The organism is Acinetobacter sp. TW_SC_4 (assembly GCF_054861205.1).
Window position 1 is genome coordinate 1,514,474 of the sequence record NZ_CM142174.1, and the last position, 22,005, is coordinate 1,536,478.

Consider the following 22,005-nt stretch of genomic DNA (forward strand, 5'->3'; position numbering starts at 1 on the left):
GGGGCTGACTGATGCTAGAAGTTAAAGATGTAAATCAGTTTTATGGCGGTAGTCACATTTTACGTGATGTGTCTTTCAATGCGCCTGTTGGTGAGTGCTCAGTGGTACTAGGTCGTAACGGCGTTGGTAAAACGACATTACTTAAATGTCTGATGGGGATTTTGCCCATTAAATCAGGTCTGATTCTTTTAGATGGCAAAGATATTGCCAAACTGAGTCCTGAACAGCGCGTTCGAGCTGGTTTGGCTTATGTGCCACAAGGACGAGATATTTTTTCGACGTTAACCGTTGAAGAAAATATTCTGATTGGCATGGCGAAATTTAAAGGAACCAAAACTCGTAAAGTACCGGAACATCTCTATGAGATTTTTCCGGTATTAGAGGAAATGAAATATCGACGCGGTGGTGACTTATCCGGTGGCCAGCAACAACAACTGGCGATTGCCCGCGCATTGGCATCTGAACCGCGTGTGCTCATTTTGGATGAACCGACTGAGGGGATTCAGCCATCTATCATTAAAGATATTGGTCGGGTAATTCGTAACCTGGCTGATGGCGGTGAAATGGCGATTGTTCTGGTAGAACAGTTCTATGACTTTGCTGAAGAACTGGCAGATGGTTATACGGTTATGGCACGTGGACAAGTGATTGCTCAGGGTGTTGGAAGTGAAATGCCGGAAAAAGGGATTCGCGATTTAGTGGCGATTTAATTTTTTCTAGCTCAAATCCTCTCTTGCAAAAATTTAAACATTTATATTTTAGATTTGATCAGGAGAGGGATTGTCTATTCATGATTATTTTTCTACTTTTAAATAAGTCCCTTCAGATGAGACATTATAGCCAAAACCACAATCAGGACTTATGCCTGACTGTTTTACAAGAATCTGTTGTCCATATTTTTTATCAAAATTAAAAGCTAAATCAATTTTACAATCTTCAGTTTTATATGTTGTTTTTTTCTGATCCAGAGCCATGTAAGTGATAAATTCGCCCATATTTGGACCAGAAATCAATCCTCGATAAGGAAAGTATAATCCTTCATAACTAATTTCATAGTAACTTTGGTTTTTCGTTACTGTAATGGTATCCCAGAAGCCAAAACGATTACTGCGAATATACGGACCACTTAAACTATGAGATGCTTTGGGCGTAGGTAATTTACTTAAGTTAAACTGGCTCGATGTTGCTTCTGGATTAAGTAAGAACCAGGCACGAGCCCAAAGTGGTTTTCCTAACTTGGCATAAGTCAAACCCACATTATTATTGGCTATAACAACATCCTGTTCAGATAATTTCATCCTACTATCTTCTTGATTTAATAAACAGAAAGATGTCCAAGAGGCTTGATCTTGAAATTGATCAAGAGCTTTTTTATATTGTTTTTGATCATAATATTTTTTGCCTAACAAGCCATAAGCTTTGACTTTATTACAGCCACCTCGAATTTCTTGTTCAATTGAAAAATCGGCATGTCCCAATGGTAGTAAAAGAATTAAAAGTGCTAAAACAGAAAAATTTTTAATCATTTTATTGGTCATATTTATGTTTGTGATTTTTGAACTATAACGGAATTTAAAGCCTTATTTAAATTTTTCAAACTAATCCTGTTAAAGCTGATCTCAATCCTTGAGATAACATTTATTTTATGCAATGGGTATCACAAAACGAAATTAACAGAGATGAATAAATAACTAAAATCCAAGTTGGCACGATAACTGCTTTATTTTGATGCAAATTTTAAATGCTAAAAAATATTTGGTTTCAATTTGGAACAAATACAGGATTTATCAGCATCAGTAGGGTAGTTATGAAAATTTATACGCAACGTTTGGAAAACATTGCACCAGAAAGTGATTTTGAGTCTCTTGAACTCACATTCGATACACGACAAAAGAGCCGTTTTCGTGCAACTTTAAAAAATGGTGTCGATATTGGTGCAGATTTACCACGTACTGGAATCTTGCGTAGTGGTTCTTTTATAGCAACTGAACAGGGTGACATTCTTCGGGTCGATGCGAAACCTGAAAAATTGATGCAGGTGACTACAAACAATAGCTTTGATTTATTAAAAGCAGCCTATCACCTAGGGAACCGTCATGTTCCTCTCATGTTAACACCTACTGCATTGTACTTTGAACCGGATCATGTACTGGCTGAAATGGTGCAGGGTTTAGGCCTTGAAGTTCAGGAAGTCATGCACCCATTTGAACCAGAAAGCGGTGCTTATGCACAGCATCAGCATGACCACCGTTTAAGCCCAATCAAGGCTTTACATCATGTCCATCACTAATGCATCTCAGCTACTCAGCTTGCTGACTCTATCTTCAACGGCATTGCCGATTGGAGCGTACTGTTATTCGCAAGGGGTGGAAAGTGCGATTGAAAAAGGCATGGTACATGATGAAGCCTCTTGTGTGAGCTACTTCCAGGAAGTATTGGAAATGCTGCTGGTGCGTTTTGAGCTTCCAGTACTCAAGCGTCTGGTAGAGACTTTTGATGATGCAGAACAGTTTCAGTATTGGGCAGAACTGTATCGAGCCAGCCGAGAATCCAAAGAATTACTGGCTGAATCTCAGCAGTTGGCATTTTCCTTGAATGCATGGATTAGAGATGTTTTAAAACAGTCCCCGAGCGTAAAAAAGCAATTAGGGTTTGTGCCGGTATATGCACATTTATGTGGTGAACTAGGTTTAGATCTTGCAGATGTATTAACTGCTTATAGCTTTACAGTTTTGGAAAATCAGGTGCTGGCAGCAGTAAAAACCATCCCACTCGGGCAAATGAGTGGGCAGCGGATTATTTGGCAATTACATCAGGAAATTCCTGAAGCTGTACAGGCAGCACTAGCTTTGGACGATCATGAAATCAGCAGCGCATTACCGCAATATGCCATGTTGAGTATGTCGCACGAAACCCAGTATTCACGCTTATTCCGGTCTTAGTTTTCAGATTAGAACAGCAGTAAAAAATTTGAAAAGCATCATTAAAACTGATGCCCAGAAAATGTAATAAAGGAAATCAACATGTCAGAACGTAGTCCATTGCGCGTTGGAATTGGTGGTCCGGTTGGATCAGGTAAAACTGCTTTAACCCTGAATTTATGTCTTGCACTGCGTGAAAAATACAATATGGCAGTGGTGACCAATGACATCTACACCAAAGAAGACTCGAACTTTTTAACCCGGCATGAAGCGATGTCGCCTGACCGCATTGTCGGTGTAGAAACAGGCGGCTGCCCACATACTGCGATTCGTGAAGATGCGTCCATTAACTTGGCTGCGATTGATGATTTGTGTGAAAAGTTTGATGGGCTGGAGCTGATCATTATTGAAAGTGGTGGCGATAACCTTGCGGCAACCTTTAGCCCGGAATTATCTGATCTCACTTTATACGTGATCGATGTTGCCGGTGGCGAGAAAATTCCACGTAAAGGCGGTCCCGGTATTACCAAGTCGGATCTGCTGATTATCAATAAAATGGATTTGGCGCCAATGGTCGGTGCCAGCCTCGAGGTGATGGATCAGGATGCGAAGCGGATGCGTGGCGATAAACCATTTTTATTTTCTAATATGAAAACACAAGATGGCTTGAACGAGATTATCAGCTTTATTGAAAAACAAGGTTTATTTAAGTCTTAAGGGGAAATTCATCATGCGTCTATTCAAACAGTTACTGGTCGCAGGTATTGCTGCTTTACCTATGTTGGCAATGGCTCACGCGGGACATGACCATCACAGTGGATTCTGGTCTGGCTTTGTCCATCCTTTTACCGGTTTAGATCACCTGATGATGGCGATTGCCTTTGGTGTATTGATGTGGACTGCAAATCAACGCTGGAAAATTTCGGGTCTCATCGGTCTGGCAGTAGCGATGGTTGCAGGCTTTGTGCTCGGTAGCAAGGGTCTGCTTTCAACTTCACTGGCTGAGTCAGGCATCATCGCTTCACTGGTCATTTTAGCTGTTGCGCTGTGGACTAAATCGAATAAGATTTTGCCTGTCGCTGCAATCTTATTGGCCAGCTTCCACGGCGTGGCGCATGGAAGTGAATTGGGACAAGGCGGACATGTATCCCTATTAATTGTTGGCATGGTTTCAGCAATGGCTTTGATTTATGGCGCAGGCTTGGCTCTGGGTGCATTCGTAAAAAAATATGTGCCTTATGGCAAGCAGATCGTTGGTGGTCTAGCTGCAGTTGTTGCTGTCATTGGCCTGGCTTAATGCCTGGAAAATCATTTTCAGATGAAATTGAGTTGATTTGTTGATGTATGAACTGGCAGAAAAAAGCACACAGCAGAACTTATGGTATGCACGTCTGGAAATGGGATTTCAGGCGCAGCAACAGACTACGCGAACCATTTTGCAGCACCGCAAGCATCATGGTCCGGTACGCATCCAGAAAATGTTATGGCCTGAATCTAACGGAATCTGTCATGCCATTATCGTGCATCCGCCAGCAGGGATTGCCGGTGGGGATCATCTCACTTTTGATATGCAGGTAGATGCCAATGCTCATGCCTTGGTGACCACACCAGGCGCAGGTAAATGGTACAGAACCAATGGCAAGCAGGCTTTTCAGCATATTCACATCCGTTTAAATGACAATGCGATTTTTGAATGGCTACCTCAAGAAACCATGCTATTTGATGGGGCTAATGCCAGTTCCGAAACAATCATCCATTTAGATGCGGCAGCCAGTTTTACCGGTTGGGATATGCTGGTGATCGGCCGTCAGGCACGAGATGAACAGTTTGCACAGGGGGCTTATCAAAACCGTTTTCAGCTTTGGCGTAAAGACAAATTGCTGGTTGCAGATACCTTGAATTTTAAAGGCAATGACCGCTGGCTCAGTTCGTGTCTAGGCATGAATGGACATGCGGTGATGGGCAGCTTCTGGGCTGTACCGCCTGAAAAATACCGTGCGAGTTTTTATCTGGAACAGCATCTCGATTTGATTCGTGAGCTCATTATGCGGATGGATGTTCCGATTACCTTGACCTTGCTTGGCGATGTAGTTAGCGCACGTTTTCTGGGAGATGATGTCCGTCAATGCCATGATGGCTTTGCTGCAATTCGCGCTCGTTTAAGACGTTACTGGTTCGATCTGGATGAGGCATTTCCGAGGATTTGGCGGACGTAATCCTTTAATTCCCTCTCCTTATAGGAGAGGGTCAGGGAGAGGTGATTAAGCATTTATTAAGACCCTCCCTCTAACTCCCTCCCAAAGAGAGAGAACACCAAATATCGAATCTTGCACATATTTTGCTTAGAAATACATATATATCAATGAGGAACCAGTTATGGAACTCAATCCTACAGAAAAAGATAAACTGCTGATTTTTACTGCGGGTCTGGTGGCAGAGCGTCGTAAAGCTCGAGGTTTGAAGCTGAATTATCCAGAAGCCATTGCCTATATTTCTGCAGCACTGCTTGAAGGTGCGCGTGATGGCATGACGGTCAGTGAATTAATGCATTACGGTACGACCTTATTGACACGTGATGATGTCATGGAAGGCATTCCGGAAATGATTGCAGAAGTGCAGGTTGAAGCAACCTTTCCAGATGGATCAAAGCTAGTCACTGTCCATCAACCGATCGTATAGGAGCAGTACATGATTCCAGGAGAAATTTTTACGCCTGAGAGCGATATTGAAATGAATGTCGGTCGGGAAGTTTTGAAGGTAACTGTTGCTAATATTGGTGATCGACCGATTCAGGTCGGATCACATTTCCATTTTGCCGAAGCGAATGATGCCTTGCAATTTGATCGTGAACTAGCCAAAGGCTTTCGCTTAAATATTGCAGCGGGAACGGCGATTCGTTTTGAACCTGGGCAAAAACGCGATGTGGAATTGGTTGCATTAGCAGGTAAACGTGAGGTTTACGGTTTCGCCGGGCGAATCATGGGCAAGCTCGATTCATAAAAATTGCAGCAGAATTATAAAGGTTTATAAATCATGAAAATGTCACGTCGTGCTTATGCCGAAATGTTTGGACCGACTGTAGGAGATCGTGTTCGTCTCGCTGATACTGAATTATTCATTGAAGTCGAACAGGATTTCACCACTTATGGTGAAGAAGTTAAATTTGGTGGCGGTAAAGTCATTCGTGATGGTATGGGTCAATCACAACTTTTGTCATTCGATGTGGCTGACACTGTCATTACAAATGCACTGATTGTTGACTGGTGGGGTATTGTAAAGGCCGATGTAGGCCTAAAAAATGGTCGAATCTGGAAAATCGGTAAAGCCGGTAACCCGGATATCCAGCCAAATATTACCATTCCATTGGGTGCTGCAACTGAAGTCATTGCTGGTGAAGGACAAATATTAACAGCTGGCGGAATTGATACCCATATTCACTGGATCTGCCCGCAGCAAGTTGAAACGGCACTGATGTCTGGCACAACCACGATGGTCGGTGGCGGTACGGGTCCGGCAGCTGGAACTTCTGCGACCACTGTAACTCCAGGACCTTGGCATATTGCCACTATGTTACAAGCGATTGATGATTTACCGATGAATATTGGTTTATTAGGCAAAGGCAACTTAAGCCAGCTAGAGCCAATTGCAGAACAAATTAAAGCTGGTGTAGTTGGATTAAAACTGCATGAAGATTGGGGCTCGACACCAGCAGCGATTGATAACTGTCTGACTGTGGCCGATCAGTATGATGTGCAGGTTGCTATTCATACTGACACACTAAACGAAAGTGGCTTTCTGGAAGAAACTTTGGCAGCTTTTAAAAACCGAACCATTCATACCTATCATACTGAAGGTGCAGGTGGCGGACATGCTCCTGATATTCTAAAAGCCATTGGTCAACCGAATGTATTACCATCTTCAACCAATCCAACCCGTCCATATACGGTAAATACCATTGATGAACATCTGGACATGTTGATGGTTTGTCATCATCTAGATCCAGCGATTGCAGAAGATGTGGCCTTTGCAGAAAGCCGTATTCGTCGCGAAACCATTGCTGCAGAAGATATATTGCAGGACATGGGCGCAATTGCCATGATGTCTTCTGACTCTCAGGCGATGGGCCGTGTCGGTGAAGTAATTTTACGGACTTGGCAAACGGCGCACAAAATGAAAGTGCAACGTGGGCCTTTGGAAGGTGATACTGCCTATAAAGACAATAACCGGGTTAAACGTTATATCGCCAAATATACGATTAATCCTGCAATTACTCACGGTTTAAGCCATGAAATTGGCTCTGTTGAAGAAGGTAAGTTAGCTGATCTGGTATTGTGGAAGCCTGCATTTTTTGGAGTAAAACCATCCATGATTATTAAAGGCGGGATGATTGCAGCAGCGCCAATGGGTGATATTAATGCTTCTATTCCAACGCCACAGCCTGTGCATTATCGTCCAATGTTTGGGGCTTATCCGCGCGGGGTACATAACACCTGTATTACATTCCTCTCACAAGTTGCAATTGATGATGGCGTACATGAAAAATTAGGTCTGAAAAAGTTGATTTCACCATGTAAGGCGACACGCCAGGTCACCAAACAGGACATGAAACATAATAGTTATTGCCCTGTAATGAAGGTGCATCCAGAAACTTATGAAGTTCGTGCCGATGGTGTGCATCTGACCTGTGAGCCAGCAGAAGTGTTGCCGATGGCGCAGCGGTACTTTTTGTTTTAATTGCTTCTAAAATCCCTCTCAAAAGAGGGATTTTTTTCAAAGTATATTTGAGTTATATAATTTAATCTTTAGTGTTAATTTATCAAGACTAAAAAAAATGATTTTATTATGAACTTAGAAAAAATTTTACATGTACTTATGCAAGAAGTCTCAAGACCAGATTATTTAAGGCAATTTGAAAATATTAAATGTGATGATCAGTATTATTATCTCTATAAGCATTTAAGCTTTGATCCAAAGCTTCAAGTGTTAAATTTATTTAAAAAACTTCAATTAAAGTTTACCCATCCTGATAATTTTAATGATCCATATGATTGTATGGGATCTATTGAATTCAATAATGCGTCGAATGATGTTAAAGAAATTCTACATCAACATTTCTCTACAGCTATAAAAGCAAAGCTGAGTGTAACTTGTTTTAATAATAATCCATTAAATATGCTTATGTGGTCTCATTATGCTCAAAGCCATAAAGGTTTTTTAGTTGAATTTAAAATCCCACATCCTAATCCTAAAGCTATGGTACATGAGGTATTTAATGTCCAAGCTGTAAAATATCAGAATGAATTTCCAAAAATTCCTTTAGATATATCAAATCCATTAGCAATGTTTGATGGAGCAAATGGAGCAAAATTGCTGGATTTCGTTGCGAATCAATATTTAATAAAATCAACGGATTGGTCATATGAAAATGAATTTAGAACATTAGCACATGATTATGATTCTAGTAATTTTAATTCACTGTTAAAAGAAATTCCTGCAACTTATATATCTTCAGTGATTTTGGGGGCAAAGCTCACTAATCATGACCCAAATAAAATGGCTTTAATTGAATCAATTAATTATTTTAATAAATACTATCAACAAGATATTAAAGTTTATGAGGCTGTTCTAAAACCTAATAGTTTTAAAATCACTGTTCCTAATCACCCAATTCTAGATAAAAATACTAAAACTTTAGCAGCATTTTTATCTAATTAAACTTGTGGAATGATAAGAAATATTAGGAATATTTTTAAATTTCATAGATGTTCTATTATGGCGCATAAATTGCTTGTCACGCTTATTCAATTTTACTGTTTGATATAACACATCAGGGATTAAACGTGACCAGCACATATCTACGCGGACAAGAACTCATAGATCAAATTCGAAACCAGCCCTATTCACGTGATTTGATTGGCTATCATGGCGATGTACCAAAAGTAGAATGGCCTAATCAGGCCCGTGTCGCAGTTCAGTTTGTACTGAATTATGAAGAAGGTGGTGAAAACCACATTGAACATGGTGATGCCGGTTCAGAACAGTTTTTATCCGACATTATTGGCGCAGCCAGCTTTCCAGACAAACACATGTCGATGGATTCTATGTATGAATATGGCTCACGTGCAGGTTTCTGGCGGATTTACAATGAGTTTAAAAAGCGTAATCTGCCGATGACTATTTTTGGGGTTGGGATGGCTTTAATCCGCAATCCTTATATAGTCGAAGTGATTAAAGAAGCCAATTATGATGTAGTGTCACATGGTCAGCGGTGGGTGCATTATCAGGACATGCCGATTGAACTTGAACGTCAATACATGGATCAGGCGATTAGCGTATTGGAAACCCTGTTCGGCAAAGCACCGATTGGCTGGTATACCGGTCGGGATAGTCCAAATACCCGTCAATTGCTGGCTGACTTTCCTCAGATTCAATATGACTGCGACAACTACGGAGATGACTTGCCATTTTGGAGCACATTGACCAATCAGGCAGGTGAAACACGCCCTCATTTGATCATCCCCTATACTTTAGAAAGCAATGATATGAAATTTAGTTCACCGGGCGGCTTTAATAGCGGGGAACAATTCTATCAATATTTAAAAGATGCCTTTGATGTACTCTATGCTGAAGGTGAAACTGAACCAAAAATGCTATCAATCGGGATGCATTGTCGTATTTTAGGGCGGCCAGGACGCTTTAAAGCCCTACAAAAGTTCCTCGATTATGTGCAAGGTCATAAAAAAGTCTGGATTTGCCGACGGGGTGATATTGCAACGCATTGGTATAAATATCACGCACCAAAATGAGAAAAATATATTAAAAAAGAGAACCTTGAGTTCTCTTTTCTGCTTTATATATTATATAAAAATACAAGATCAAAAAGATTTGGCACTGTTATTGCAAAACCTGTACTGAACAAAAAATGAATATCATCAGGCGATTTAATAGTGCAACTCGTTGAATTTAATCAGGCATCTCCAGAAGAGGCCATTACGTTTTTAAAGCACTGTGTGCAAATACCGAGCTGGTCGACCCAGATTGAAGCAAAGCGTCCTTATGCATCTGTTGAAGATATATTGAATATAGCCAGACAACAGGCTGCAACCTGGACCTGGGACGAAATCAAAGCAGCTTTGGATAATCATCCACGTATTGGTGAAAAAAAGGCACAGGCTGAATTAAGCGAAGTTGAAAAAAACTTTTCCAATCGTGAACAGGCTGCGATAACTCAGGACGAAGCAACTCAGCAAGCTTTGCTAGAAGGCAATATCGCTTATGAAAAAAAATACGGTTATATCTTCCTGATTAAAGCGGCTGGTCTAAATAGCCAAGAAGTGCTGAATGCCTTGAAAGATCGTTTAGCTAATGATCCGGAAACTGAAAAAGGTATTGTTCATACGCAACTGGCGGAAATCGCTTTATTAAGACTGTCACAGGAGCTGCAAGCATGATCAGCACTCATATCTTAGATACGCATCTCGGTAAACCTGCAGCACATGTTTTAATCAAACTCTTTGATGAAGAAGGTGAATTACTCGGAAAAGCATTTACCAATGCAGATGGTCGAGTCACCGATTTTGGTTTAACCGAATTTGAAGAAGGTGGATACAGTCTTGAATTTGCTACTTCTGATTATTTTGAAGGCTTAGGTCTAGAAACTTTCTTTCCTAAAGCAGTCATTCATTTTCAGGTGAAAGATGCCTCTCAGCACTTTCATATTCCTTTACTGATCAGCCCATTCGCGTACTCCACATATCGCGGAAGCTGATTTTTTATTTAAGCTTTGAGGGAGAGAGAAAGAATGACAGAACAAAGCACAAACATTTCACCTGAACATGAATATCTGGGGGCAGGCAAAAGTGCAGCTTATGGCTTGCAACATGTATTGACCATGTACGGCGGTATTATCGCACCACCACTCATCGTGGGTACTGGCGCAGGTTTGGAAGCTACACAAATCGGTTTATTGATTGCGGCTGCATTGTTTGTTGGCGGTCTGGCTACGATTTTACAAACCATTGGAGTGAAATATATCGGAGCCAAATTACCACTGGTACAAGGGGTTTCCTTTGCGGGCGTGGCGACGATGGTGGCGATCGTAACCACAGGTGGAGGCCTATCAGCTGTTTATGGTGCAGTCATCGTAGCTTCATTAATTGGTTTCTTCTTGGCGCCTTATTTTTCTAGAATTATCCGCTTTTTCCCGCCAGCCGTGACCGGCTGTGTGATTACTATTATTGGTTTATCACTTTTACCCGTAGCTGTTCGCTGGATGATGGGGGGTAATAAAAATGCACCTGAATGGGGAAGTGTTGAAAATATCAGCCTGGCCGTGATGACCTTGGCTATTGTGATCTGTCTAAACTTGAGCAGAAATGCCTCAATTCGTCGCTTATCTATTTTATTGGCGATCGTATTGGGTTCAGTGCTGGCTTATCTATTTGGTTTTGGCGATTTTAGTAAAGTCGGCAATGGTGCATGGGTACAATTTCCGAGTTTCTTTGCTTTTGGCATGCCGACCTTTGAACTCAGTGCAATCATTTCCATGCTGATTGTAACACTAGTAATTATGACTGAAACGACGGCTGATATTATTGCTGTAGGTGAAATTGTTGGAACCAAAGTAGATTCAGAACGTATTTCCAATGGTCTGCGTGCAGATATGTTCTCAAGTGCAGTTGCACCGATTTTTGGTTCATTCATGCAAAGTGCTTTTGCACAAAACGTCGGGCTGGTTGCCATTACCGGGATTAAAAGCCGTTTTGTGGTCGCTGCTGGCGGTATGATTTTAGTGGTTTTGGGATTACTTCCAATTATGGGCCGACTAATCGCCGCAATTCCGGTTCCGGTACTTGGTGGTGCAGGATTGGTGCTATTTGGTACAGTGGCTGCGAGTGGTATCCGCACCTTGGCGAAAATAGATTATAACGAGCAGAAAAATCTGATTATTGTTGCAACTTCAATTGCAGCCGGCATGATCCCGATTATTGACTATTCTTTCTATGCCAATTTCCCTAAATGGTTCCAAACCCTGTTCCATTCTGGCATCAGTTCAACCTGTTTAATGGCGATCCTTTTAAACATTCTGTTTAATCATCTGCCAATGTTTAAGTCAAAAACAGAGGTTCCGGAAAAGGTCGCAGAAACGCTGCATTAAAGTTTGATTTCCTCCATATGCCCATGCCAGTCATGGGCTTTTTTTATCAAAAATTAAAAAAGTTGGCTTTGTTCTTGCTTAATCCAGAATGAGATTTTTAATTCCATTGGGGAACCTTATTTATGAAATTTACTCAAGTTGCTGCTGTAACATTACTTGCATTAGGTGCAGCATCTGCACAGGCAAAACCAGTCTGGCAGGATTTTAGCGTTACTGGGCTTTATGGGGAAAACTATGAAGTTGTAGATGAAAAACAGGCAACCCTAACTGTTGAATACGCTGCAAAAGTTAAATATGTAGATGTCTTCTTTTTCATTGACCGTATGCGTGGTTCCGATGATATTAAATCAAGTTATTTTGAATTTTCACCACGTTTAAGTCTGGGTGAAGTTTCAGGCCAAAAGCTGGCATTTGGTCCAGTGAAAGATGTGCTGGTGGCAACGACTTGGGAAGGTGGTGAAGGTTTTGATAACTTCCTGTACGGTGTAGGTTTCGACCTGGCTATTCCAAAATTCAATTATGCCAGCGTAAATCTTTATCGTGTAAATAACGAAAATATGGAAGACGACTATCAGCTCACCTTGACCTATGGTGTACCATTTAAATTGGGTACTGAAGAATTCCTGGTAGATGGCTTCCTGGACTGGTCAACTGCTGAGGATGATCATGCGAGCGAGATGAACTGGACGACCCAGTGGAAATGGAATGTCGGCAAGCACATTTCTCCAGATACCAATTTATATCTCGGTATTGAGCATTCGGTCTGGAATAACAAATACGGTATTCCGGATGCAGATGAAAATAACGTGAGTGCTTTAGTGAAATATCATTTCTAAATACAACAAATAAGAAATTTAAAAGCCCTTATTGATAAGGGCTTTTTTAATGGGCTTAATTTTCAATAAAAATCTTTTCAGGAAAAGTATAAACGTCACAATTTGGACCAGTACCGATGCGATCGATCACCACAAAATCACTCGGATCTTCAAAGGTCAGCAAAGGATGATGCCAGGTTCCGGCACGGTAATTTACACCTTGTGTGCCATTACTGATAAAAGCCTGAATTTGACTGAGATCAGGTTTTTCATGATCCAGATTAGGCGCAACCACAATTAAAAATTTCTGGCCATGCATTGGGATGAACGCTTGTGAACCGGCAGGATGACGCTCCAGCATTTCGATTGCAAAGGGAATTGCTGTAGTCTGAATATTTCTAAAAATACTTAGACCAACTTTAGCATCTGTTTCAGCAACCGCCAGAGCATGATAACGCTCAGTCTGCTGATCATTAATATGGAAGAAATCATTGCCTTCACAGGCAATGACCTCGCCATAAGGCAAGAAACTTTCAGCAGTTAAGGGCTGTATTTTTATGCTTTGTATGCTCATAGATATAATTACTCAGGCAACTTTTCCCCACAGTCGAATCCGGCTAATGCCACCATCCGGAATCATGTTCACTCGAATATGGGAAATCTTTTCCTGTTTTAAGATTTCTTCAACAAAGCTATGAATATGATCCATCTGCATATCTTGTGCTTCAAGCAGGAATGGCCAGAACATACTTTGCGGAATTAACTGCTGATCAGTCGCATCTTCAATATAAATCGCTTGAATAGAAACTTGTGCAGGGAAGTTGCCTTTAAAATGCGCAGTATCAATCTCAATTTTTTCAATCTGACCACGTTGACCCAGAGCCAAGATACACCAGTCAAAGCCGGGTGTACGACGGCGCTTGGTTTCCCAGCCATCACCCATATTGATGCCACGCCCCGGATTAATCAGATTACGTGGATGGCCAAAGTGCGCATCACTATAGGCAATGACACGGCCGCCATTTTCCAGAGCGACCAGATCAACCACCTGATTGCTGTCCTGAACCTGAATTTTTACTTCACCATAGACTTTAAAGCGCGCTACACCACCGTCAGGGAAAATATTTAGACGCACATGCGTAAAGACTTCGTCTGAAGTAATATTAAAAATATGATGCTGACTCGGACCTAATATACTGTTTGGTAAAATTGAGTGCCAGGTTGCAGTGCTTAAGTCACCATTTGGTGCATAGCAGGCTTCAACTGCAGCAGAAGCCGGGTAGTTACCGGTAAAGAACGTGGTGTCGATATCCAAAGCTTTAATGGTTCCAGTCACACCTAGTTTGACAATGGCCCAGTCATAGCCGGCATGGCGCTTGCGGCGAGTTTCCCAGCCATCCATCCATTTGCCATGATCATCAAATTTATCTTCAACAAAAATTGGTGCATCAAATTGCAACATTCGTTTTGCTTCAGCAAAAAAATCATCTGAACATTCAAGAATTTCTGCACCAATCCGGCTATCAGCCAGGTTGGTAAGCTGCTGGATATGCGCAGGGATCTCGAAAATGGGTGCAAATAATGTTGCCATAACTATGTTCCATTCAAATTATGTTTAACGTGAATCTAATTTTTTATAAAAGTCTGTAATTCTGCTGAAAGACCTTATAAAAACAGGTTTTTAATGAATAGATGAATGCACGGCCTGTGCCAACTTTTGAGAAAAATCAGTGCATTATTTTCGAAATGGCACGCTTTTAGCTACACAAGGAGGAAGAAATACAATTTTGAGAGGAGTAAATAGATGGAGATTACAATTATTGGTGCAGGGATGGGGGGATTGACCACAGGAATTGCACTAAAAAAGTTTGGGCATAAAGTCACCATCTATGAACAGGCAGAAAAAATTTTACCGGTGGGCGCGGCAATCTCACTTTGGTCAAATGGGGTAAAATGTTTGAATTATCTGGGCTTAACTGAACAGGTCGCCAAGCTTGGTGGCCAAATGGATCAGCTGGCCTATATTGATGGCTTGACGGGCGACACCATGACCCAGTTTAGTTTATTGCCGTTAATTGAAGAAGTGGGACAACGTCCATATCCGGTGGCACGTGCAGATTTACAAAACATGTTGATGGACGAGTTTGGTCGTGAAGATATTCAGCTTGGCAAGAAGATGGTTGAGCTGCAAGAACAGGAAGATGGTGTTCTGGTTAAATTTGCTGATGGTACAGAAATCAAAACAGACCTACTGATTGGTGCAGATGGAACCCATTCCATTACCCGTACCTATGTACTGGGTGAACAGGTTGCTCGTCGCTATGCCGGTTATGTTAACTGGAATGGTCTGGTAGAAATTTCAGAAAAGCTTACTCCGGCAGATCAATGGACCACATTTGTCGGACAAGGTAAGCGTGTTTCGCTGATGCCTGTGGCAGATGGAAAATTCTATTTCTTCTTTGATGTGCCGTTGCAAGTTGGTTTAGAGAATAATCGGGCGGAATATAAAACCTTGTTGAAACAGTATTTTGAAGGTTGGTGTGCGCCGGTTCGGCATCTGATTGATGCGCTGGATGAACAGAAAACCAATCGGGTTGAAATTCATGATATTGAACCGTTTGCCCAGTTCTATAAAGGTCGTGTCGTAATTGTTGGTGATGCCGCACATAGCACCACACCGGATATTGGTCAGGGTGGTTGTCAGGCCATGGAGGATGCGATCTATCTGGCTCGGTCTTTACAGATTAATACGCTGGGTCTGGAAGATGCCTTGAAACGCTATCAGAACAAACGTAATGAACGTGCCAATGAGCTGGTCTTGCGTGCACGTAAACGTTGTGATGTCACACATATGAAAGATGAAGCCGTGACCAAAGAATGGTATGAAGAACTGCGTAAAGAGCAGGGACCGCATATCATGAAAGGGATTATCAGCAATATTATTGGCAATCCTTTAGATTAATTCTACGTTTAACCTCTTGGCAAAAAGCCCTTCATATTGAAGGGCTTTTTTATATTTAAATATTAGGGATTCGCTAATAGATTTTTTAGGCAGCAAGTAAAGCTTTCGCTGCCTGACGATGTGCAGCCTGAACCGCTTCAAGATCCAGATTTAGAATTTCCCGGTCTTTTACGACCCATTGTCCATTGACCATGACATGTTCAGCACGGTCTGCACCGCACATTAATAGGCCGGCAATCGGGTCATGAATCCCTGAAAAACGGACATCATCTAGGTTATAAAACGCTAAATCTGCCTGAAAATCTGGTGCGATTTGTCCTAGGTGCTTTTCACGTCCCAATAACTGTGCCGAGCCTTGTGTAGCCCAGGTTAAAGCACGTTCAGGTGTAATCACTTCTGCACCATATTTTAAGCGCTGTAAATACATCGCTTGGCGGGCTTCCAGAATCAGGTTAGATGCATCACCTGAAGCAGAGCCATCCACACCCAGACCAATGACTGCACCTGCTTCCAGTAAATCTATGGTTGGGCAAATCCCTGAAGCCAGACGCATATTGGAATGTGGACAATGACAGATACCGACCTGAGCCTGTCCTAAGCGTTGGATCTCATCAGCATTAAAATGAATGCCATGCGCCAGCCAGGTTCTGGAATTAAGCCAGCCTACACTTTCCAGATAATCGACGGTACGCATGCCAAATTTGGACAGGCAAAATTGTTCTTCATCCAGTGTTTCAGCCAGATGGGTATGCAGACGTACATCCAGTTTTTCTGCCAGTGCAGCACTTTCTTGCATAATTTCTTGTGTGACTGAAAATGGTGAACATGGTGCAAGCGCAATATTGACCATGGCATCAGCACTACGCTGATGGTATTTCTGCACCAGTCGTTCTGAATCCAAAAGGATCGTATCCATATCCTGTACGGTATGTTGTGGTGGCAGGCCACCAGAATCTTCACCCAGACTCATGGAACCACGGGTCAGCATCACACGAATCCCTAATTGTTTTGATGCTTCAACCTGAACATCAATGGCATCGGACAGCTGCTGTGGAAATAGATAATGGTGATCCGCAGCAAAGGTACAACCGGAAAGCAGTAATTCAGACAATGCAATTTGTGTGGCTAGATAATGCTGTTCAGTATTCAATTTGGCCCAGACTGGATATAAGGTTTTTAGCCACGGAAATAGCGGAGCATTTACCACAGGAGCCCAGGCACGGGTTAAGGTCTGATAAAAATGATGATGGCTATTAATCAGTCCCGGTGTAATCACTAAATTCTGGGCATCAAAGAATTGGTCATAAGGCGATGCTGGGGTTCGTCCTAGAGCCACCAGTTCAATAATTTTGCCATCACAAATGACCAAGCCACCACGGGTATCCAGATCATTCTCGGTAAATACAGCGAGAGGATTTTTAATCCATAAGGTTGTCATATCTTTTTTCCAATAAGTTTTATTTGTCCTGCATATGAATCAGGCAGCACATGAGGCATTAAGCTGTTGTAATTTGATTTTCAAATCTTCCATCTGGTCGATCAGATGGTTCATCATGATTTGTGAGATACGGGAAATTTGCCGTTTCGGTGCCACACAAAGGGCAAGGGTCAACGGATGCATCCCTTTTTCAATGATCGGTTTAAACACCAGTTCATCACGCTCTAAATAAGGCAAGGCATCGATGTAGGACAGTACCCCAATCCCTAAGTTGCGCTCTGCCAGAGAGGTAATCATGCGAATGTCATTACACTCCAGCTTTTGCTGTGGCATAAATTGGTGATGTTTATACAGGCTATAGACATAGTCATGAATGATTAAAGGGGCACAGGGAATGAGATGCTTAAAGTATAAAGTGTCGGAAAAATAGATTTTTTCTGCCTGAGCTAAAGGATGAGATTTGGCCATCACAAATCCAACCGGGATTTCCACAAAAGACATGACTTCGAGCTGATTATGACTTTTAGGATTGAGCAGAATGCCAAAATCAACTTCAGCATCCATAATCATTTTAGAGACGGTATCACTTTCCTGAATCTGGATATTGAAATTGATCCAGGGATAGTTTTCATACATATATTGCAGGGAATCTAAAACGAAACCGTCACTGAGTGCCACAATGAGCCCTAGTTCAATGCTGCCGCGTGATAAACCCTGAATTTCATCAAAACGTACACAGGTCTGCTGGAATTCTTTTTGCCATTTGAGTAGATCCGCATACAGTAATTCACCCGCTAAAGTTAGCTTCAGGCCACTCGGTAACCGTTCAAAAAGCACGATACCAAATTCTTCTTCTGCCAGAGTGATCTGACGATGAATCGCGGAGACGGAAATATAAAGCTGATCAGCTGCTTTTCTGAGGCTGCCTGTTTTGGCTACGGCAATAAAATATTCTGAAAATCTTGAAAAAGTAATATTCATAAAATCACGTCAATCCACCTGCACATCGTTTTAATCACATAATTTTCAGCTAGAAATTAAGTGATTCTGGTTCTATCAAGTGGATAAGCGATTTCTGTGCCAATTTTCAAAGAAATGGAACGGTAGAAGTTTTGTGTTCTATTTTTTGGAACATAGGCTACGAAACATTCTAATAGACAGCAGAACAGGCATTTGGCTAATTTTATTAAAGAACAACAAGGCAGCTTAATGAGAGAAAAATTTAAGCCGTTGTAATGCGATAAATATTTGTGAGTGAACTATGAATGCGATCCCGGTGCTTAATTTATTCAGTCAACCGCACTGTAGCGGCTTTGACCCATCAGACTGGAATATCCTGGCTCAGCATTGGTATCCAGTTGCCCGTATTCAGGATGTGAGTACTACGCCACAACAGGTACAACTACTGGATGTAAAGATGGCCCTATATCAAACTGAGAGTGGCAGCATTCATCTGGTTCGTGATATTTGTCCGCATCGTGGTGTGCCATTAACCAAAGGCTGGGTAAAGGGTGAAGAAATCATTTGTCCTTATCACGGCTTGCATTACAACACACAAGGAAAATGCACCAAAATACCGGCTCAACCAGAACTGACTAACATTTCGGATCGTTTTACTTTAACCAAGTTTCCAGTGGTCTTGAAATATGGTCTGCTCTGGACCAGCTTATTTAGCCGGAATGAATCCGAAGCTAATTTCCCTGATCTGGATACCTGGGACAGCGCAGAGCATCAATCCATCCTGCCTCCATTTGTTGATATCAGCGGTTCAAGTGGCCGGCAGTTGGAGGGCTTTATCGATGTAGCGCATTTTGCCTGGGTGCATCATGAATCTTTTGCTTCACGTGATAACCCGATCGTGCAAAAGTATTCCACTGTGCGCACCCCTTATGGCTTGCATACGGAATATGTCAGTGATGTCAGCAATTATCCGCATGGCCTGCAGCATCTGGCACCAGAAGGATTCCTGTGGAAACGTGTGTTTGATGTTTATCCACCATTTTCAGCGATTTTAACGGTGCATTTTCCAGAAAATGGCATTCTGAAAATTCTGAATGCCTGCTGTCCGGTATCTCACAATAAAACCCGCTTATTTGTGCCGTTGACCCGTAATTTTGATACGACTGGTGATCTGCAAGCAGTTTACGATTTTAACGCACAGATTTTTTCTGAAGATCAGGACATGGTCGAAAGCCAAAAGCCGGAGGAGTTACCTTTGGATATTACGATGGAAGCGCATTTTGAAGCTGACCGTTCTTCAACGACCTATCGCCGCATTTTGGCGGAATGGGGGCTAAGCAAACGTTATATTGTTTAAATTAAATTTCCTCCTTTATGCACTCTGGTCTGTTGGGGTGCTTTTTTTATTCCATGTCATCTGTTCAAAGTCCTATTTTATAAAGCATATATGACCTTTGAACTCTCAATTGTTAGAGTGATTTATGCCACAGCCTAGTCATGAGCAAATGCTATCTTTTTTAAAATTATCCAATGAAGTTGCCAAACGAGCAATGTCTTTAGGCCATCATCCTTTTGGTGCAGTCCTAGTTGCACCTGATCATGAAACGGTTTTATTGACCCGATGTAATATCGACACGGTCAACCATGCAGAAAGTACCTTAGCCCGGATCGCAGCCAGCAATTTTACACCAGACTATTTAGCTGAATGCACCTTATATACAGCAGTTGAACCTTGCTGCATGTGTTCTGGAACCATTTACTGGGCCAATATCGGACGGGTGGTCTATGCCATGACCGAAGAAAAATTATTGCAATGTACTGGAAACTACAATGAGAATCTGACCATGAGTGTTTCTGCTGCTTATGTCTTTACACATGGTCAGAAGAATATTGAGCTGATTGGACCAATCACGGAACTTGAACAGGAAACGGTTCAATTACAAAAAGACTTCTGGTCATCTCGGTGAAGATTTGAAATTATTCTTTTTATAATCCTGCTTCATTTTATTTATAAGACCATAAATATAGATTTTTTGGATTGTAAGCTCAATTTAAAACGCTGCAATCCAGTTTCTGTATTTTTTTCAAATTACTTTGCTAAATTTGTTTTTCTATTTTTAAAAATCTATTTCTATCCATTCAGTACATTGCCAACTATAAGCCATTTATTGGCGCACACGATTTAGATCTGACGCACTTATCTAGCGCAGATCAGAAGAAAATCACAAGAAATTTTAAATATTCAATCTTATTAACTTCTCAATCTTGAGCTGAGCCTGGTTTTCTAGCAGCTTTGTTTATTGACTTAGATTGGAGTTTATATTTCTCGACTTATTTTCTTAACTGTTAAACTTTTTTATATCAAATATTTGGTAGTAAATAATTGTAATTTGTAAAAATAAATAAAAGAACAGATCATTCTAAAAATTATAAGTGCTTTTCAATCCAGCTGTTCTATTTTTTGAACTGAATTGGAATAGAAGTTGCTAATTAATAGAAATATAGCAATCAGTAAAATTTTTGATGTCGATTCAGATCTTTTAAAGCCGCTATTTATAAAACTCAAATGGCATTCACGGAGGCAATTTATGCTGAATATGTCCAAACATAAAAAGATAATGAAAAAATTTTCACTGCCTGTAATTGCGGCTGCAATTATTGGTTTGGGGATCAGTAGCCAGAGCTTCGCAGTCGATAAAGCTGCATTTGTCTATATTGGACCAACCAGTGACCATGGCTGGACATATTCTCATGATCAGGGGCGTATTAAAGCTGAAAAAGCTTTGGGCGGAAAATTTAAAACGACTTATATCGAAAATGTGCCTGAAACGGCCGATGCTGAACGTGTGATTCGTAATCTGGCACAGCAGGGCAATAAAGTCATTTTTGCGACCTCTTTTGGTTATATGAACCAGATGGAAAAAGTCGCGAAGCAGTTCCCCAATACTGTATTCATGCACGCGACTGGTTATAAGCAAGGGAAAAACCTCGGCATCTATGATGTGCGTACCTATGAAGGTGCTTACATGCTGGGTGTAGTGGCAGGGCAAACCACCAAAACCAATACCTTGGGTGTCGTAGCCTCATTCCCGATCCCGGAAGTGGTTCGTAATATTAATGCCTATACCTTGGGTGCACAAAGCGTCAATCCTAAAGTCAAAACCAAAGTCATCTGGGTGAACTCATGGTTTAACCCGGGTAAAGAACGTGATGCGGCTTTGGCACTGATTTCTCAAAAAGCTGATGTGCTGATGCAAAACACGGATTCGCCAGCAGTGGTGCAAGCGGCTCAACAAAAAGGCGTTTATGCCTTTGGTTGGGATTCAGACATGAGCAAATTTGGTCCTAAAGCACATCTGGCTGCTTCAGTATTGCACTGGGAAAAAATTTATAGCCCAGCCATGCAGCAAGTGGCTAATAAAACCTGGAAACCTGCCGCTCTCTGGTATGGCGTAAAACAGGATGCAGTGAAAATTGAAAACTTCGGGCCTGCTGTTCCTGCCAAGGTGAAACAGTCCGCTTTAAATGCACAAAGTGCGATTCATAAAGGCACATTACATCCATTCCAGGGGCCAATCTATAAACAGGATGGAACTTTGGTGATTACCAAAGGCAGCAAAATGACAGATGAAGCGCTTGGAAAAATGAACTTCTATGTAAAAGGGGTTGAAGGTTCATTACCTAAATAATTCTTTCACTATGTGTATGACTTAAAAATAAAAGAAAGTAAATCCTGAAAAATCATCCCCCAG

General features: G+C 41.5%; 24 protein-coding genes. 19 read left to right on the forward strand and 5 right to left on the reverse strand.

Going from position 1 to position 22,005, the window contains the following annotated elements; all coding sequences use genetic code 11:
• Positions 1-11 precede the first annotated feature (11 nt).
• Positions 12-710 (forward strand): urea ABC transporter ATP-binding subunit UrtE, encoded by a 699-nt coding sequence (urtE, locus tag ACWM1W_RS07280; RefSeq protein WP_313582825.1) that lies wholly within the window; start codon positions 12-14, stop codon positions 708-710.
• An 84-nt stretch (positions 711-794) separates the two neighbouring features.
• Here the strand turns inward: urtE and ACWM1W_RS07285 are convergent, their stop codons facing one another.
• Positions 795-1,538 carry a hypothetical protein gene (locus ACWM1W_RS07285; RefSeq protein ID WP_375725424.1) on the reverse strand — a complete coding sequence of 248 codons (744 nt, stop codon included), beginning with the start codon at positions 1,536-1,538 and terminating at the stop codon, positions 795-797.
• A gap of 269 nt (positions 1,539-1,807) precedes the next feature.
• On the opposite strand from ACWM1W_RS07285, the gene ureE reads away from it, so the two are divergent.
• The 14 genes from ureE to ACWM1W_RS07355 all read left to right on the forward strand — a co-directional run bounded on the left by ureE (position 1,808) and on the right by ACWM1W_RS07355 (position 12,914).
• The gene (ureE, locus tag ACWM1W_RS07290; RefSeq protein ID WP_005235563.1) at positions 1,808-2,290 is read left to right on the forward strand and encodes an urease accessory protein UreE; all 483 of its coding nucleotides are present in this window, start codon (positions 1,808-1,810) and stop codon (positions 2,288-2,290) included.
• A complete protein-coding gene (locus ACWM1W_RS07295) occupies positions 2,277-2,942 on the forward strand; it encodes an urease accessory protein UreF (RefSeq protein ID WP_004785865.1) in 666 nt (221 codons plus the stop codon). The genes ureE and ACWM1W_RS07295 overlap by 14 nt, the downstream gene beginning before the upstream one ends.
• A gap of 81 nt (positions 2,943-3,023) precedes the next feature.
• Positions 3,024-3,638 (forward strand): urease accessory protein UreG, encoded by a 615-nt coding sequence (gene ureG, locus ACWM1W_RS07300; protein WP_375725425.1) that lies wholly within the window; start codon positions 3,024-3,026, stop codon positions 3,636-3,638.
• A 13-nt stretch (positions 3,639-3,651) separates the two neighbouring features.
• On the forward strand, positions 3,652-4,218 hold the full coding sequence (locus tag ACWM1W_RS07305; protein ID WP_375725426.1) for a HupE/UreJ family protein: 567 nt from the start codon (positions 3,652-3,654) through the stop codon (positions 4,216-4,218).
• A 43-nt stretch (positions 4,219-4,261) separates the two neighbouring features.
• Positions 4,262-5,137, forward strand: a complete 876-nt coding sequence (locus ACWM1W_RS07310) for an urease accessory protein UreD (RefSeq protein ID WP_375725427.1) — start codon at positions 4,262-4,264, stop codon at positions 5,135-5,137.
• Positions 5,138-5,297: 160 nt separating this feature from the next.
• A complete protein-coding gene (gene ureA, locus ACWM1W_RS07315) occupies positions 5,298-5,600 on the forward strand; it encodes an urease subunit gamma (RefSeq protein ID WP_004785859.1) in 303 nt (100 codons plus the stop codon).
• 9 nt (positions 5,601-5,609) lie between these two features.
• On the forward strand, positions 5,610-5,921 hold the full coding sequence (locus ACWM1W_RS07320) for an urease subunit beta (protein ID WP_005235571.1): 312 nt from the start codon (positions 5,610-5,612) through the stop codon (positions 5,919-5,921).
• A 33-nt stretch (positions 5,922-5,954) separates the two neighbouring features.
• Complete coding sequence (ureC, locus tag ACWM1W_RS07325) at positions 5,955-7,655, forward strand: urease subunit alpha (protein ID WP_375725428.1); 1,701 nt, start codon at positions 5,955-5,957, stop codon at positions 7,653-7,655.
• Positions 7,656-7,763: 108 nt separating this feature from the next.
• Complete coding sequence (locus ACWM1W_RS07330) at positions 7,764-8,636, forward strand: DUF2971 domain-containing protein (protein WP_375725429.1); 873 nt, start codon at positions 7,764-7,766, stop codon at positions 8,634-8,636.
• Positions 8,637-8,761: 125 nt separating this feature from the next.
• Positions 8,762-9,727, forward strand: coding sequence for an allantoinase PuuE (puuE, locus tag ACWM1W_RS07335; RefSeq protein ID WP_375725430.1), 966 nt, complete (start codon positions 8,762-8,764; stop codon positions 9,725-9,727).
• A gap of 141 nt (positions 9,728-9,868) precedes the next feature.
• The gene (gene uraD, locus ACWM1W_RS07340; protein WP_175967567.1) at positions 9,869-10,372 is read left to right on the forward strand and encodes a 2-oxo-4-hydroxy-4-carboxy-5-ureidoimidazoline decarboxylase; all 504 of its coding nucleotides are present in this window, start codon (positions 9,869-9,871) and stop codon (positions 10,370-10,372) included.
• Positions 10,369-10,689: a hydroxyisourate hydrolase gene (uraH, locus tag ACWM1W_RS07345; RefSeq protein ID WP_375725431.1), complete on the forward strand. Its 321-nt coding sequence runs from the start codon at positions 10,369-10,371 to the stop codon at positions 10,687-10,689. Before uraD ends, uraH begins: the two co-directional genes overlap by 4 nt.
• A gap of 33 nt (positions 10,690-10,722) precedes the next feature.
• Positions 10,723-12,078 (forward strand): nucleobase:cation symporter-2 family protein, encoded by a 1,356-nt coding sequence (locus ACWM1W_RS07350; RefSeq protein WP_375725432.1) that lies wholly within the window; start codon positions 10,723-10,725, stop codon positions 12,076-12,078.
• 122 nt (positions 12,079-12,200) lie between these two features.
• Entirely contained in the window at positions 12,201-12,914 is a 714-nt protein-coding gene (locus ACWM1W_RS07355) for an outer membrane protein OmpK (RefSeq protein WP_375725433.1), read from the forward strand.
• Between the two features lie 55 nt (positions 12,915-12,969).
• On the opposite strand, the gene ACWM1W_RS07360 is transcribed toward ACWM1W_RS07355, so the two are convergent.
• Both ACWM1W_RS07360 and alc read right to left on the reverse strand, forming a co-directional pair.
• A complete protein-coding gene (locus ACWM1W_RS07360; protein ID WP_375725434.1) occupies positions 12,970-13,467 on the reverse strand; it encodes an ureidoglycolate lyase in 498 nt (165 codons plus the stop codon).
• Positions 13,468-13,479: 12 nt separating this feature from the next.
• Positions 13,480-14,484 (reverse strand): allantoicase, encoded by a 1,005-nt coding sequence (gene alc, locus ACWM1W_RS07365; protein WP_034170911.1) that lies wholly within the window; start codon positions 14,482-14,484, stop codon positions 13,480-13,482.
• 213 nt (positions 14,485-14,697) lie between these two features.
• Between alc and hpxO the strand changes: the two genes are divergently transcribed.
• Entirely contained in the window at positions 14,698-15,855 is a 1,158-nt protein-coding gene (gene hpxO, locus ACWM1W_RS07370; RefSeq protein ID WP_375725435.1) for an FAD-dependent urate hydroxylase HpxO, read from the forward strand.
• Positions 15,856-15,940: 85 nt separating this feature from the next.
• Here hpxO and ACWM1W_RS07375 read toward each other — a convergent pair whose 3' ends face one another.
• Both ACWM1W_RS07375 and ACWM1W_RS07380 read right to left on the reverse strand, forming a co-directional pair.
• Positions 15,941-17,293, reverse strand: a complete 1,353-nt coding sequence (locus tag ACWM1W_RS07375; protein ID WP_034170910.1) for an 8-oxoguanine deaminase — start codon at positions 17,291-17,293, stop codon at positions 15,941-15,943.
• Between the two features lie 39 nt (positions 17,294-17,332).
• Complete coding sequence (locus ACWM1W_RS07380; RefSeq protein WP_375725436.1) at positions 17,333-18,274, reverse strand: LysR family transcriptional regulator; 942 nt, start codon at positions 18,272-18,274, stop codon at positions 17,333-17,335.
• 280 nt (positions 18,275-18,554) lie between these two features.
• On the opposite strand from ACWM1W_RS07380, the gene ACWM1W_RS07385 reads away from it, so the two are divergent.
• The 3 genes from ACWM1W_RS07385 to ACWM1W_RS07395 all read left to right on the forward strand — a co-directional run bounded on the left by ACWM1W_RS07385 (position 18,555) and on the right by ACWM1W_RS07395 (position 21,942).
• The gene (locus tag ACWM1W_RS07385) at positions 18,555-19,610 is read left to right on the forward strand and encodes a Rieske 2Fe-2S domain-containing protein (protein WP_375725437.1); all 1,056 of its coding nucleotides are present in this window, start codon (positions 18,555-18,557) and stop codon (positions 19,608-19,610) included.
• A 124-nt stretch (positions 19,611-19,734) separates the two neighbouring features.
• Positions 19,735-20,220, forward strand: a complete 486-nt coding sequence (locus tag ACWM1W_RS07390) for a nucleoside deaminase (RefSeq protein ID WP_286740903.1) — start codon at positions 19,735-19,737, stop codon at positions 20,218-20,220.
• Positions 20,221-20,841: 621 nt separating this feature from the next.
• A complete protein-coding gene (locus tag ACWM1W_RS07395; RefSeq protein WP_375725438.1) occupies positions 20,842-21,942 on the forward strand; it encodes a BMP family ABC transporter substrate-binding protein in 1,101 nt (366 codons plus the stop codon).
• Positions 21,943-22,005 lie beyond the last annotated feature (63 nt).

Coding starts and splice junctions, on each gene's coding strand:
- ACWM1W_RS07330 (WP_375725429.1), top strand. CDS start 7,764: ATGAACTTAGAAAAAATTTTACATGTACTTATGCAAGAAGTCTCAAGA.
- ureC (WP_375725428.1), top strand. CDS start 5,955: ATGAAAATGTCACGTCGTGCTTATGCCGAAATGTTTGGACCGACTGTA.
- uraH (WP_375725431.1), top strand. CDS start 10,369: ATGATCAGCACTCATATCTTAGATACGCATCTCGGTAAACCTGCAGCA.
- hpxO (WP_375725435.1), top strand. CDS start 14,698: ATGGAGATTACAATTATTGGTGCAGGGATGGGGGGATTGACCACAGGA.
- ACWM1W_RS07375 (WP_034170910.1), bottom strand. CDS start 17,293: ATGACAACCTTATGGATTAAAAATCCTCTCGCTGTATTTACCGAGAAT.
- ACWM1W_RS07360 (WP_375725434.1), bottom strand. CDS start 13,467: ATGAGCATACAAAGCATAAAAATACAGCCCTTAACTGCTGAAAGTTTC.
- ACWM1W_RS07390 (WP_286740903.1), top strand. CDS start 19,735: ATGCCACAGCCTAGTCATGAGCAAATGCTATCTTTTTTAAAATTATCC.
- ACWM1W_RS07395 (WP_375725438.1), top strand. CDS start 20,842: ATGCTGAATATGTCCAAACATAAAAAGATAATGAAAAAATTTTCACTG.
- ACWM1W_RS07295 (WP_004785865.1), top strand. CDS start 2,277: ATGTCCATCACTAATGCATCTCAGCTACTCAGCTTGCTGACTCTATCT.
- alc (WP_034170911.1), bottom strand. CDS start 14,484: ATGGCAACATTATTTGCACCCATTTTCGAGATCCCTGCGCATATCCAG.
- ACWM1W_RS07355 (WP_375725433.1), top strand. CDS start 12,201: ATGAAATTTACTCAAGTTGCTGCTGTAACATTACTTGCATTAGGTGCA.
- urtE (WP_313582825.1), top strand. CDS start 12: ATGCTAGAAGTTAAAGATGTAAATCAGTTTTATGGCGGTAGTCACATT.
- ACWM1W_RS07285 (WP_375725424.1), bottom strand. CDS start 1,538: ATGACCAATAAAATGATTAAAAATTTTTCTGTTTTAGCACTTTTAATT.
- ACWM1W_RS07305 (WP_375725426.1), top strand. CDS start 3,652: ATGCGTCTATTCAAACAGTTACTGGTCGCAGGTATTGCTGCTTTACCT.
- ACWM1W_RS07320 (WP_005235571.1), top strand. CDS start 5,610: ATGATTCCAGGAGAAATTTTTACGCCTGAGAGCGATATTGAAATGAAT.
- ureG (WP_375725425.1), top strand. CDS start 3,024: ATGTCAGAACGTAGTCCATTGCGCGTTGGAATTGGTGGTCCGGTTGGA.
- ureE (WP_005235563.1), top strand. CDS start 1,808: ATGAAAATTTATACGCAACGTTTGGAAAACATTGCACCAGAAAGTGAT.
- ACWM1W_RS07310 (WP_375725427.1), top strand. CDS start 4,262: ATGTATGAACTGGCAGAAAAAAGCACACAGCAGAACTTATGGTATGCA.
- ureA (WP_004785859.1), top strand. CDS start 5,298: ATGGAACTCAATCCTACAGAAAAAGATAAACTGCTGATTTTTACTGCG.
- ACWM1W_RS07385 (WP_375725437.1), top strand. CDS start 18,555: ATGAATGCGATCCCGGTGCTTAATTTATTCAGTCAACCGCACTGTAGC.
- ACWM1W_RS07380 (WP_375725436.1), bottom strand. CDS start 18,274: ATGAATATTACTTTTTCAAGATTTTCAGAATATTTTATTGCCGTAGCC.
- ACWM1W_RS07350 (WP_375725432.1), top strand. CDS start 10,723: ATGACAGAACAAAGCACAAACATTTCACCTGAACATGAATATCTGGGG.